This window comes from Mycobacterium sp. E2479 (genome assembly GCF_001667925.1).
Classification (GTDB): Bacteria; Actinomycetota; Actinomycetes; order Mycobacteriales; family Mycobacteriaceae; genus Mycobacterium.
In genome coordinates, this window is record NZ_LZJR01000072.1 from 29,373 (window position 1) to 42,183 (window position 12,811).

A 12,811-nucleotide genomic window follows, 5' to 3' on the forward strand; every position below is an offset into this window, starting at 1 on the left:
TGCCGGTGTTGTCCGTCGCGCGCGTCCGGCGCGCGGTCTTCGCGCGGCACTGCCATCCGTGGAGCGCATGGACCCGATGGGCGACCACGCCGCTGATCCTGGTCCCGGTCTGGACGCGGCGGCGGGCACACGCGGTGTGGATTGCGCTGTGGCTGGCCGTGAACCCCTTGATTTTCGGCAAGCCGGCGCAGCACCGCGCATGGTCGACGCGCGCGATGCTCGGCGAAGAGCTGTGGATCAGCCGTCGGCCCCGCGACGCGGCGATGGTGGTCAGCGCCGCGGCCTCGGCGGCCGCGCTGGGAGCGTTATTCGCAGCGCGCCGGCATCGGTTATGGCCGGCGCTGGTCGCTGTCGGGGTCCAGATGGCACTGACGCTGGTGTACTGGCAACAGATGGTTCGGTATTTGGAGCGCCAGTCGCGTTAGGTCGGCCGTCAAGGCGCGTCGACTCGGCGGCCGCGATACCGCGATCCGCCGTCGCAGTACCGTTACGGCATGCCCGACGAAGACTCCGCTTCCAGCTCCACCGGGACCGGCCCCGAATATGACGACGCCGGCGTGCCGACCTTCGAGTCGGTGCGCGACCAGATCGAGGCGCGCTACGCTACCGCGCGAGGCGCCGCCGAACTAGACGCGGAATCACCCGAGGGCCGATCGGTCGATGAACAGTACGACGAACGCCAGCGCGCGGCGGCCGACCGGCTGGCCCAGATCCGGGAGTCGATGCGGTCCAAGGAAGGTTGATCGGGGCTCAGGCGGTGACTTTGCGACGCCGGCTCGATCGTTGCGGCGCACTGGTTGACGCGGGACCGCGGCCGATCACCTCGGCGAGGAATTTCCCGGTGTAGCTCTCCGGCACCGCCGCGACGTCCTCCGGAGTACCTTCCGCCACAACGGTTCCGCCCTCGGCGCCGCCCTCCGGCCCCATGTCGACGATCCAGTCCGAGGTCTTGATCACGTCGAGGTTGTGTTCGATCACGATGACCGTATTGCCTTTGTCGACAAGGCCGTTGATGACCTTCAACAGTTTGCGGATGTCGTCGAAATGCAGGCCGGTGGTGGGCTCGTCGAGGATATACACGGTGCGGCCGGTCGAGCGCTTCTGCAGTTCCGCCGCCAGTTTGACGCGCTGCGCCTCGCCTCCGGACAGCGTGGGCGCGGGCTGGCCGAGCCGCACATAGCCCAGCCCGACGTCGACCAGGGTGCGCAGATACCGGTGAATGCCGGTGATCGGCTCGAAGAACTCCGCCGCTTCCTCGATGGACATGTCCAGCACTTCGGAGATGGTCTTGCCCTTGTAGTGCACCTCCAGGGTTTCCCGGTTGTACCGAGCGCCATGGCAGACCTCACACGGCACGTACACGTCGGGCAGGAAGTTCATCTCGATCTTGATGGTGCCATCGCCGGTGCACGCTTCGCAGCGGCCGCCCTTGACGTTGAACGAGAACCGACCCGGTTGATAGCCACGGACTTTGGCTTCGGTGGTCGCGGCGAACAGGGTCCGGATCTTGTCGAACACCCCGGTGTAGGTGGCCGGGTTGGATCGCGGCGTGCGACCGATCGGTGACTGGTCCACCCGCACCAGCTTGTCCAGGTGATCCAGCCCGGTGACCCGGGTGTGACGCCCGGGGACCTGACGGGCGCCGTTGAGCCGGTTGGCCAGCACCGCGGCCAGGATGTCGTTGACGAGCGTCGATTTGCCGGATCCGGACACACCGGTCACCGATGTGAGCACGCCGAGCGGGAACGAGACGTCGATGCCGCGCAGGTTGTGCTCGCGGGCGCCGACGACAGTCAACTGCCGCTTGCGGTCTACCGCGCGCCGCTTCGCCGGCATCTCGATGCGTTCCTTGCCGGACAGGTACGCACCGGTGATCGAGTCCTCGTTCGCCAGCAGTTCGCTGTAGGTGCCGCTGTGCACGATCTCGCCGCCGTGCTCACCGGCGCGCGGGCCGATGTCGACGATCCAGTCGGCGTGCGCGATGGTGTCCTCGTCATGTTCGACGACTATCAGCGTGTTGCCCAAACCCCTTAGCCGCGTGAGGGTTTCGATGAGCCGACGGTTGTCGCGCTGATGCAGCCCGATGGACGGCTCATCGAGTACGTACAGCACGCCGACCAGACCGGAGCCGATCTGGGTAGCCAACCGAATGCGTTGCGCCTCACCCCCGGACAACGTGGCCGCGGCGCGCGACAGCGACAGATACTCCAGCCCGACGTCGAGCAAAAAGCCCAGCCGCGACTGGATTTCCTTGAGCACCTGCCCCGCGATCGCCTTCTCGCGGTGACCGAGGGTGAGCCGGTTCAAAAACTCCGCGCAGTCCGAGATCGACAATTCGCAGACCTCGGCGATGGACTTCGGGCCCCGGTCCCCCGCGGCCAGCGTGACCGCCAGGATCTCCGGCTTGAGCCGGGTGCCCTCACAAACCGGGCAGGGCACGTCGCGCATGAAGCCCTCGTAGCGCTCCTTCATCTGCTCGGACTCGGTCTGGGCCATCTTGCGCTGCAGAAACGCCAGCACGCCCTCGAAATCGGCGTAGTAGGACCGGGTGCGGCCGTACCGGTTGCGGTATCGAACATGCACCTGGTGGTCGGAGCCCTCGAGGATCGCCTTGCGGGCCTTAGCGGGCAGTTTGCGCCACGGGGTGTCGACGTCGAAGCCCAGCTCGTCACCCAGCCCGGCCATCATCCGGATGAAGTACTCCGCAGTGTGGCCGTTGGACCACGGCGCCACCGCGCCCTCGGCCAGGGTGCGCTCGGGGTCGGGCACCACCAGGTCCGGGTCGACTTCCTTGCGGATGCCCAGGCCGCTGCACTCGGGGCAGGCGCCGTAGGGCGAGTTGAACGAGAACGACCGCGGCTCCAGGTCGTCGACCGCCAGGGCGTGCCCATTGGGACAGGCCAGCTTCTCCGAGAACCGCTGCTCCCGGTTGTGCGCGCCGTGTTCGTGGTCGACGAACTCGAGCACCACGATGCCGTCGGCCAGGTTCAGCGCGGTTTCCACCGAATCGGTGAGCCGTTGCTTGGCGGACGGCTTCACGGTCAGCCGGTCCACCACCACCTCGATGTCGTGCTTTTCCTGCTTTTTCAGCTTCGGCGGATCGGTCAACGGGTGCACGACGCCGTCGACCCGGACCCGGCTGTAGCCCTGCGCGTTGAGCTTCTCGAAGAGGTCGGCGAACTCGCCCTTGCGGGTGCGCACCACCGGGGCGAGCACCAGGAATCGGGTGCCCTCCGGCATCGCGAGCACCTGATCCACGATTTGCTGGGGGGTCTGCCGGGCAATCCGCTCGCCACAGATCGGGCAGTGCGGCGTGCCCGCCCGCGCGTAGAGCAGCCGCAGGTAGTCATAGACCTCGGTGATGGTCCCGACGGTCGAGCGCGGGTTGCGGTTGGTGGACTTCTGGTCGATCGACACCGCCGGGGACAGACCCTCGATGAAGTCGACGTCCGGTTTGTCCATCTGCCCCAGGAACTGGCGGGCGTAGGCGGACAGGGACTCCACGTAACGGCGCTGCCCCTCGGCGAAGATCGTGTCGAAGGCCAGCGACGATTTACCCGAACCCGACAACCCGGTGAACACGATCAGCGCGTCGCGAGGCAGGTCGAGATCGACGCCCCGCAGGTTGTGCTCGCGGGCGCCCTTGACGATCAGACGGTCAGCCAACGCTGCCCCTCTCAGGAACTATCTGGCGACTTCTCGTAGCCGCAATGCGGAATCCGAACCGGAATTGCGCACGGCGCATTCCATGCTATGTGCCCATACCGACAAGCAACGTCCGACCAGTAACGTGGCCGCCAGACCTGGCGCCGACGACCCCGCCCCCGGCTCGGACGGCGCCCATGCGGGATCAAGGAGTGGTGGACATGACTGCAGTGGACGACAACTACACCGGACACGTTCACCCCGGTACCGCGGCCCGCCGGGCCCTACCCGGCGCCACGATCCTAAAGGCCTCGGTGGGCCCCATGGACAACAACGCGTATCTGATCACTTGTTCCGCTACCGGCGAAACACTGCTGATCGACGCCGCCAACGACGCGGACGTGCTGATCGACCTGATCCGGCAAAACGCGCCGAAGGTGTCGCTGATCGTGACCAGCCACCAGCACTTCGATCACTGGCAGGCACTGGAAGCGGTGGCGACCGCCACCGGGGCACCGACCGCCGCCAACGCGATCGACGCGGAACCCCTGCCGGTCAAGCCGGATCGTTTGCTGGCCGGCGGTGACACCGTGCAGATCGGCGAGCTGACGTTCGACGTCATCCACCTGCGCGGGCACACCCCCGGATCGATCGCGCTCGCCCTGGACGGCCCCGCGACCGGCGGCGTCACACAGCTGTTCACCGGCGACTGCCTGTTCCCTGGCGGTGTCGGAAAGACTTGGCAACCCGGCGATTTCACCCAGCTGATCGAGGACGTCAGCACCCGGGTGTTCGACGTGTACGACGACTCCACCGTCATCTACCCCGGACACGGCGACGACACGACCTTGGGCGCCGAGCGCCCCCATTTGAGCGAATGGCGCGAGCGGGGCTGGTAGCCGGCTTCGAGGCGCCGCTGCGGTCCCCGGCGCCATCAGCCAGGGAAGCCAGCACGACCGCTGCTACGTCGTCGTGTGCACGATCAACACGTCGGTCTTCGCCCGACGCGAGACGTTGGCCGGCACCGATCCCAGCAGCCGGCCGGCGATCGTGCTCAGGCCGACGTTGCCGACCACGAGCAGGTCTGCCTGCTCCTCCTCGGCGAGGTGCACCAGCGCGTCGACCGGGGCCCCGACAACGGGCCGCTCGTCGATGTTCTTTGCGCCGGCGGCGTGGGCGCGGTCCTTGGCGTCGCGCAAAATCGCGTAAATCGGCGCGGTGCCAGAAACCTTGTAGCTTTCGTCCCGCAGGACGTCGGCGGCCCGGGCGTCTTCATGTTGGGGCAGATATGCCGACGCCACGATCAGCTTGGCGTCCGCACCGGCGATCTGCGCCGCCCTCTCCACCGCGCGCATCGACGAATCCGAGCCATCGGTTCCCACCACCACAGTCCGATAGGCGCCCATTTACCCTCCCAGTTTCGGTTGGTCAGCCAACCCAAGACAGTAGCGCGTTTGCTCGATGCAGAGGAGGCGGATTAACGACACACCGTGGCGTGCCGCGTCCGCAATTTGCGCGTTCTGGCTGCGGCAACCGAAGATATTGCCAATGACAAAACATTCGAATGCGCGCGGCCAACGTGGAAGGCATTGCATTACGCCGCTTTTCGTGAATGACAACACGAAAAGGGAATGCGCCGGACGCGGTTTGTGACCCTTTGCATGCAGCGCGACTTAAAGTAACAGGCATCATGTCCATGCCCACCCTCGAGCCCACTCTCGAGCCGCGTGCCGGGGATATTGGTGCCGAGCCCGCGACCGGGCGTGCGCGCGGCAGGTTGCTCGATCCGTGGACGATCGCCTTTTTCGCCACCGTTGTCAGCGCCGCCTGGGCCTGCCGGCCTTCGCTCTGGTTCGACGAAGGCGCGACGATATCGGCTGCCGCCAGCCGTACTTTGCCAGAGCTGTGGCGGTTGCTGAGCCACATCGACGCCGTCCACGGCGCGTACTACCTGCTGATGCACGGCTGGTTCGCGCTCTTCCCGCCCACCGAATTCTGGTCGCGTTTCCCCAGCTCCCTGGCGATCGGCGCTGCCGCCGCGGGAACCACCGTGTTCGCCAGGCAGTTCGCGACGCGCCCCACGGCGGTGTGCGCGGGCGCGATTTTCGCGATCCTGCCGCGCACGACGTGGGCGGGCATGGAAGCGCGCCCGTACGCTTTCGTGGCCGCCGCGGCCGTCTGGCTGACCGTGCTGTTCGTTGTCACGGTCCGGCGCGACCGGCCGCGCGGGTGGTTCTGGTACGCGCTCGGACTGATGCTGGCGATACTGCTCAACCTCAACCTGGTGCTGTTGGTACTCGTTTACGGCGCGACGCTGCCGCTGCTCGCACCCAAAGGCGCCCGCAGGTCGCCGGCGCTGTGGTGGGCCGCCAGCTCGGCCGTCGCCGTGGCGGCCATGACGCCGTTCCTCGTGTTCTCGCACAACCAGGTATGGCAGGTCAACTGGATCTACCCCGTGAGCTGGCATTACGCGTTCGACATCGTCCTGCGCCAGTATTTCGACCACAGCGTGGCCTTCGCCATCGCGAGCGCAGTGGTCATCGTCGCGGCGGTCGTGACGCGGCTGGCCGGCGTGGCGGCCCCGGGAGGTGACCTCGTCCGGTTGTCGATCATTGCCACGGCGTGGATGGTGATTCCCACCGCCCTGGTGGTCCTCTACTCGGCCGTCAGCGAGCCGATCTACTACCCGCGCTACTTGATCTTCACCGCCCCGGGGATGGCCGTCGTCCTGGCGGTCTGCCTCGTCACCATCGCCCGCCGACCCTGGCCCATCGCCGGCGGGGTGCTGCTGTTCGCCGTCGCCGCGGTGCCGAACTACCTGTTCGTCCAACGCTGGCCCTACGCCAAAGAGGGGTGGGACTACAGCCAGGTCGCCGATCTGATCAGCACGCACGCCGCCCCCGGCGATTGTTTGATGGTGGACAACACCGTGCCGTGGCGGCCCGGACCGATTCGTGCGTTGCTGGCGACGCGCCCAGCGGCCTTCCGGTCGCTGATCGACGTGGAGCGCGGCGTGTACGGACCGAAGGTCGGATCGCTGTGGGATGGGCACGTGGCGGTATGGCTGTCGACGGCAAAAATCGATAAATGCCCCGCGATCTGGACCATCACCAATAAAGACACCTCGCTGCCCGACCATCAAACCGGGCAGACGCTGCCGGCCGGCGCTTTTGGACGCGCCCCGGCGTACCGATTCCCGAGCTATCTCGGCTTCCACATCGTGGAGCGGTGGCAGTTCCACTACTCGCAGGTTGTCAAGTCCACGCGGTGATGTGCGGCCTTGCCGGCAGTGCGAGGCGCGGGGCCGAGCTCATCCGCCGGCGCTGACCGGCTGGGCTTGCCGGGTGGCACGCGTCGCGGCGTAAGACACCGCCACGCCGGCCGCGCTGAACGCGGTGAACACCGTGAAAAGCATGTGCGCCGCCATCTCCTCCCCACCGGTCGCGGTGTTGACGACGACACCGGCCAATCCGGCGCCGATCGCCGCGGAGGTCAGCTGGACGGTGTTGATCGCCGCGGACGCGGCGCCGCCTTCGGCCGGGTCCGCGACGGACGCCATCGCGCGGGCCGACAGGTGCGGCCAGGCCATCCCGATCCCGATGCCGGCGACCAGGAGGGCCACCGCCCACAGCGCGGCGGTCCACGCCGAGTCGTCGCCGCGCCGCGCCACCGCCCCCAGCGCCAGGCCCGATGCCGCCACCAGCGGCGCCACCATGACCACTCGGCCGATCGTCCTCCGGTTCTCCAGCGATGCGCTGACGATCTCGCTCACCGTCCAGCCCAGTGCGAGCGCCGCTCCCAGGAATCCGGCCGCTATCGGCGTCAGGTGGGCCAGTCGCTGCCCGAACAGCGGCACGTAGGTGTTCACCATCGCCGCGCCCATCAAAACGCCCATGGTGAGGTAGATCCACTTCAGGGGGCCGGGCGAGAACACGCTGGGCGGCAGGATGGCCGCGTGCATGCGCCAGTCGACGATCACGAACACGCCGACCAGGCCGATGCCCGCTGCGAGCAAACCATATGTCGCGGCGGTGTTATGCGGAATCTGCGCCACGCTGACGGCCAGCGCGGCCACCCCGATGATCAGCAGCGACCACACCGGGACTCTCATCCGTGGGACGCCGCTCGGCGGGCCGACGCGCGCCAACGCGACCGGGACCAGCAGGGCCATCAGCACGGTCATCGCGGCCATCGCAACAAAGGCCCATCGCCAGATCCCGAACTGCGCGAACAGGCCGCCCGTGGTGGGTCCGACCACCGTGGCGACCCCCCACATCGCCGACACCAGGGCAGACCCCCGGGTCCACAACCGGTGGGGAAGGGCGGAGTTGATGACGGCGTAGCCCAGGCCGGCCAGCAAGCCTCCGGCCACCCCCTGCATGGCGCGCCCAGCAATCAAAACATGCATGGTGGGTGCGGCAGCGCAAACCAGGCTGGCGATGCCGAAGACCGCCAGACCCATCAGATATGACGACCGCGCCCCGATGCGCAACAGCATCGGATTGACCATCGTCGCCGCGACCACGGAGCCGACCAGATACAGGGTCGTCACCCACGCGTAGAGCCGGCTGCCGCCGATTTCTGCGATGGTGTTGGGCAATAAGCTGGTGGTCAGGAACTCATTGGTGGCGTAGAGCGCTACCCCGCCGGCCAGCAGTATGGAAGTTCTCAGATACCTCGCGCCCAGCAGCTCACGCCAGCCGCCGGTGATAGTCGCCGCGTCGGTCACTCCTCTACCGTATGGGCTCAGGCGGCGAGAAGAACCGGAGATCGGTTGCCAGCAAACTCATTTCAGCCCGGCGGCGTCCATCCCCCGCAGTTCCTTTTTCAGGTCGGCGATCTCGTCGCGGAACCGCGCCGCCAGCTCGAACTGCAAGTCACGAGCCGCGGCCATCATCTGGGCGGTGAGATCCTTGATCAGGTCGGCCAGTTCAGCGCGCGGCATGCTGGCCGTATCGCGGCCCTCGAACACCCCCGCGCTGACCGCGCGACCCGGCTCTCCCTGTGCGCGTCGACCGCGGGACGCGTTACGCCCTGAGCCGCCGATCTCCACCGTCTCGCTGTCGTCCGCCTCCCGGTAGACCTGGTCGAGGATGTCGGCGATCTTCTTGCGCAGCGGCTGCGGGTCGATGCCGTGGGCCTCGTTGTATGCGATCTGCTTCGCCCGACGTCGCTCGGTCTCGTCGATGGCTTCTTTCATCGAATCGGTGATCGTGTCGGCATACATGTGCACCTCGCCGGAGACATTGCGGGCGGCGCGGCCGATGGTTTGAATCAGGCTGCGCGATGAGCGCAAAAAACCCTCTTTGTCTGCGTCCAGGATCGCGACGAGAGACACTTCGGGCAGGTCCAGGCCCTCCCGCAGCAGGTTGATGCCGACGAGCACGTCGTATTCGCCCAGCCGCAGCTGACGCAGTAGCTCCACCCGGCGCAGCGTGTCGACCTCGGAGTGCAGATAGCGCACCCGGATGCCCATCTCGAGCAGGTAGTCAGTGAGGTCCTCAGCCATCTTCTTGGTCAGCGTCGTGACCAGCACCCTTTGGTCCGCCTCGGTGCGCTTCCGGATTTCGCCGATCAGGTCGTCGATCTGTCCCTTGGTCGGCTTGACCACCACCTTCGGGTCCACCAGGCCGGTGGGCCGGATCACCTGCTCGACGAACTCGCCGCCGGACTGGCTGAGTTCGTAGGGGCCGGGGGTGGCCGACAGGTACACGGTCTGCCCGATGCGGTCGGCGAACTCCTCCCAGGTCAGCGGGCGGTTATCGCATGCCGACGGCAACCGGAATCCGTATTCGACCAGGTTGCGTTTGCGCGACATGTCGCCCTCGTACATGCCGCCGATCTGCGGGACGGTCACGTGGGATTCGTCGATGACCAGCAGGAAGTCTTCCGGGAAGTAGTCCAGCAGGGTGGCCGGCGGCGAGCCCGGACCCCGACCGTCGATATGCCGGGAGTAGTTCTCGATGCCCGAGCAGAAGCCGACCTGGCGCATCATCTCGATGTCGTAGTTGGTGCGCATCCGCAACCGCTGCGCCTCGAGCAGCTTGCCCTGGCCCTCCAACTCGGCGAGCCGCTCGGCCAGCTCCGCTTCGATGGTCGAGATCGCCATCGCCATCCGCTCCGGGCCGGCGACGTAGTGGGTGGCCGGGAAGATCCGCAGCGAATCGACCTGGCGGATCACGTCACCCGTCAGCGGGTGCAGATAGTACAGCGCCTCGATCTCGTCGCCGAAGAACTCGATCCGCACCGCCAGCTCTTCGTAGGACGGGATGATCTCCACCGTGTCGCCGCGCACCCGGAACGAGCCGCGAGTGAACGACAGGTCGTTACGCGTGTACTGGACGTCGACCAGCAGCCGCAGCAGAGCGTCCCGGGGCACCTCGGTGCCGACCCGCAGTTCTACCGAACGGTCCAGGTATGACTGCGGTGTGCCAAGGCCGTAGATGCACGACACCGACGCCACCACGACCACGTCGCGGCGCGACAGCAGCGAGGACGTCGCGGAGTGCCGCAGCCGCTCCACGTCGTCGTTGATCGAGCTGTCCTTCTCGATGTAGGTGTCGGTCTGCGCGATGTACGCCTCAGGCTGGTAGTAGTCGTAGTACGAAACGAAGTATTCAACCGCGTTGTGCGGCAACATTTCTCGCAGCTCGTTGGCGAGCTGGGCGGCCAGCGTCTTGTTGGGTGCCATCACCAGGGTGGGTCGCTGCAACCGCTCGATGAGCCAGGCCGTGGTGGCCGACTTCCCGGTACCGGTGGCGCCGAGCAGCACGACATCGCGCTCCCCCGCCTTGATCCGTCGTTCCAGCTCGTCGATGGCGGCGGGCTGGTCGCCGGCCGGATCGTGCGGACTGACCACCTCGAAGTCGCCGCCGACGCGCACCACTTCGTCGACAGCGCGATACTCCGAGTGCGCTACTACGGGATGTTCCGTGGCGAATGCCATGCCACCAGGGTAGAACCGATCACCGACAAGTGTCGTCGAGCCGGCCCTGCGAGGTCAGCACCCGGCGCCGCCACGAGAACACCTGGAGAAGGACTGGAAGGACGAGGCGATTCTCGAACGTGCCAACGGCTGCGGTAGCGCATTCGAGGCTCACCTATTGGTACCCGGAGACTGTCCTTCCAGAGAAACTATCCCGTCGGCCGCGTCCACGCCCGGGTGATCGGATCGCATTGCAGCAGGTAGCCGTCACTGGACGTGCTTATGGCGAACACCGGCGTGTTCGGCCGGTCGCATGAACTGCCGGCGGCGTGCACGCCCATCGTGATCGGCGCCTTGGCCCAGCTGCTGGCTTCGCAGACGATCTGCTCGTTGTTGGTCGGGTCGTAGGCGACCTTGCCGACGTCGCTGCACAGTCCGCCGAGCACCGGTGGCGCCGGGGCCGACGCGGTGGTCGAGGTGTCGATCACCTGGATGGGGTCGCCCAACGTCACCTGGGCAGGCACAGCGCCGGTCCGGGTGGCCAGCACAGGCACGCGCACGACCGCCCCCTGCGCGCCGCACTCGTTGCTCAGTGCGGTCTCGGTCAGCGTGCCGCGCAGCGTGCCGTCGGCCTGCGGCGCGAGCGACCAGGCAATGGTCTCCCGCTGGGTGGCCCTGACCTGTCCGTTCGGCTGAGTACAGCCGACCCGCTGCTGCGCCGGACTGCCCTGCCAGTAGCCACCGACGAAGCGCAGGGTGTCGGTCTGTCCGCCATCGGTGGTCTCTGCCACGTGATGGGTGGCGTCTTCCAGCCGGGCGCCGGTGGCCGCGCAGCCGTTGGTGGTGCATACCGAGCGAAATGCCCACCAGCCGGTAGCGGGCCCCGCATGCCGGATCGAGATGCCATTGGTGGCGCGCTTGGCCTGGTCGTAGTCGAGCTTGTACGTCCCTTGAAGCACCGGTCCGCCCGCCGTGGGTGCGGCACTCGCGGCCGGAACGGACGGCTTCGACGCGAGCGCGGGGCTGGTCGGCGGCGCATCGGGCTGAACGGAGTAGAGGATCGACCAGGTCGCCGCTACGGCGATGAGGACCGCACACACCAGCGCGGTCGCCCACCGGGCCTTCGACGAAAACCGGTGACTCAGGCCAACGATGCCGCCGCCGGGCCCGCGCCGGCGATGCGGCGTCGATGTGGCGGCGCGCGGCGCGACGCCACCTTCTTCGGAGACATGGCCTAGCGACTCGCTGACCGCGGTGGCGAACGCGCGGCAGCGCTCGAACCTCTCCTCCGGCTGTTTGGCGAGGGCCCGGAAGAATACCTCGTCGAGCTTTTCCAGCTCGGGTCGGAAATCGCTGAGCCGAGGCGGATCCTCGTGCAGGTGTTGACTGATCACTGCGATCGGGTTGGAGTGCTGAAACGGAGGCGCGCCGGTGAGAAGATGGAAAGCCGTTGCGGCCAAAGCATATTGGTCGGCTCGACCGTCGATGGGCGAACCCGTCAGCTGCTCGGGCGCGGCATAGGCCACCGTTCCGACCGCGACGTTGGTTTCGGTGATTCCGCTGATATCGCCCAGGTGGCGTGCGACACCGAAGTCCGCCAGCAGGATTCGACGCTCGTCCGCTTCGGCATGGGTGAGCAGAATGTTGGCCGGCTTGACGTCGCGGTGCAGCAGGCCGCGATCGTGGGCGTAGTCCAGCGCGCCCGCGACCGCTCCCACGATGGCGCACACCTCGCGGACCGGCATCCCCTCGGCGTAGTTCTGCTTGACCATCCGCGCGGCGTCGGTGCCCTCGACGTAGTCCATCGAAATCCACAGATGCCCGTTGAATTCGCCACGGTCGTGCACGCCGACGATGTGCGGGTGCCACAGCGTCGCCGCCAGATCGGCTTCCCGGTTGAATCTTTCGCGAAACTCGGGGTCGGCGGTCACCGCCTCGGCGAGCACCTTGATCACGTCACGGCGGGGCAGCCTCGGATGCAGCGCGAGATACACCTCGGCCATGCCCCCGGCGCCCAGCGGCCGCAGAATCGTGTAGCCGGCGAACGAGGCGCCGTTACTTACCGCAAGGCGCGCCTCAGAGGACTCCTTTTGCTGTTGCCCCACCACGGGTTCGGCATTCGGCGCCGAATCGACCGGAGGTATCCGGCGGAACAACTGACCGATGGGCATCCCGGGCAGCGAGTGAAATCCCGCGCGTAACGCCTCACGGGCCTGTCGCGGATTGCTCAGTAGCGCTCGC

General features: G+C 67.1%; 9 protein-coding genes. 4 read left to right on the plus strand and 5 right to left on the minus strand.

What is annotated here, in order from left to right:
• Nucleotides 1–5: 5 nt before the first annotated feature.
• A complete protein-coding gene (locus A5686_RS09555) occupies nucleotides 6–425 on the plus strand; it encodes a DUF6653 family protein (protein ID WP_197520532.1) in 420 nt (139 codons plus the stop codon).
• 69 nt (nucleotides 426–494) lie between these two features.
• The gene (locus A5686_RS09560; protein ID WP_067933475.1) at nucleotides 495–743 is read left to right on the plus strand and encodes a hypothetical protein; all 249 of its coding nucleotides are present in this window, start codon (nucleotides 495–497) and stop codon (nucleotides 741–743) included.
• 7 nt (nucleotides 744–750) lie between these two features.
• Here A5686_RS09560 and uvrA read toward each other — a convergent pair whose 3' ends face one another.
• Complete coding sequence (gene uvrA / locus A5686_RS09565) at nucleotides 751–3,666, minus strand: excinuclease ABC subunit UvrA (protein ID WP_067933476.1); 2,916 nt, start codon at nucleotides 3,664–3,666, stop codon at nucleotides 751–753.
• A 200-nt stretch (nucleotides 3,667–3,866) separates the two neighbouring features.
• On the opposite strand from uvrA, the gene A5686_RS09570 reads away from it, so the two are divergent.
• Entirely contained in the window at nucleotides 3,867–4,544 is a 678-nt protein-coding gene (locus tag A5686_RS09570; RefSeq protein WP_067933537.1) for an MBL fold metallo-hydrolase, read from the plus strand.
• A 63-nt stretch (nucleotides 4,545–4,607) separates the two neighbouring features.
• On the opposite strand, the gene A5686_RS09575 is transcribed toward A5686_RS09570, so the two are convergent.
• A complete protein-coding gene (locus A5686_RS09575; RefSeq protein WP_067933477.1) occupies nucleotides 4,608–5,051 on the minus strand; it encodes a universal stress protein in 444 nt (147 codons plus the stop codon).
• A gap of 284 nt (nucleotides 5,052–5,335) precedes the next feature.
• On the opposite strand from A5686_RS09575, the gene A5686_RS09580 reads away from it, so the two are divergent.
• Nucleotides 5,336–6,916, plus strand: a complete 1,581-nt coding sequence (locus tag A5686_RS09580) for a hypothetical protein (protein ID WP_067933483.1) — start codon at nucleotides 5,336–5,338, stop codon at nucleotides 6,914–6,916.
• Between the two features lie 39 nt (nucleotides 6,917–6,955).
• Here the strand turns inward: A5686_RS09580 and A5686_RS09585 are convergent, their stop codons facing one another.
• From A5686_RS09585 to A5686_RS09595, 3 genes are all read right to left on the minus strand, one after another.
• On the minus strand, nucleotides 6,956–8,374 hold the full coding sequence (locus A5686_RS09585; protein WP_067933485.1) for an MFS transporter: 1,419 nt from the start codon (nucleotides 8,372–8,374) through the stop codon (nucleotides 6,956–6,958).
• Nucleotides 8,375–8,431: 57 nt separating this feature from the next.
• Nucleotides 8,432–10,591 carry an excinuclease ABC subunit UvrB gene (gene uvrB / locus A5686_RS09590; protein WP_067933487.1) on the minus strand — a complete coding sequence of 720 codons (2,160 nt, stop codon included), beginning with the start codon at nucleotides 10,589–10,591 and terminating at the stop codon, nucleotides 8,432–8,434.
• Nucleotides 10,592–10,779: 188 nt separating this feature from the next.
• Complete coding sequence (locus A5686_RS09595) at nucleotides 10,780–12,741, minus strand: serine/threonine-protein kinase (protein ID WP_231986333.1); 1,962 nt, start codon at nucleotides 12,739–12,741, stop codon at nucleotides 10,780–10,782.
• Nucleotides 12,742–12,811: the final 70 nt, after the last annotated feature.

What these genes read in the sequence shown, in the direction of transcription:
- A5686_RS09580 (WP_067933483.1), top strand. Translation starts at nt 5,336, where the DNA reads ATGTCCATGCCCACCCTCGAGCCCACTCTCGAGCCGCGTGCCGGGGAT.
- uvrB (WP_067933487.1), bottom strand. Translation starts at nt 10,591, where the DNA reads ATGGCATTCGCCACGGAACATCCCGTAGTAGCGCACTCGGAGTATCGC.
- A5686_RS09575 (WP_067933477.1), bottom strand. Translation starts at nt 5,051, where the DNA reads ATGGGCGCCTATCGGACTGTGGTGGTGGGAACCGATGGCTCGGATTCG.
- A5686_RS09570 (WP_067933537.1), top strand. Translation starts at nt 3,867, where the DNA reads ATGACTGCAGTGGACGACAACTACACCGGACACGTTCACCCCGGTACC.
- A5686_RS09595 (WP_231986333.1), bottom strand. Translation starts at nt 12,741, where the DNA reads ATGCCCATCGGTCAGTTGTTCCGCCGGATACCTCCGGTCGATTCGGCG.
- A5686_RS09560 (WP_067933475.1), top strand. Translation starts at nt 495, where the DNA reads ATGCCCGACGAAGACTCCGCTTCCAGCTCCACCGGGACCGGCCCCGAA.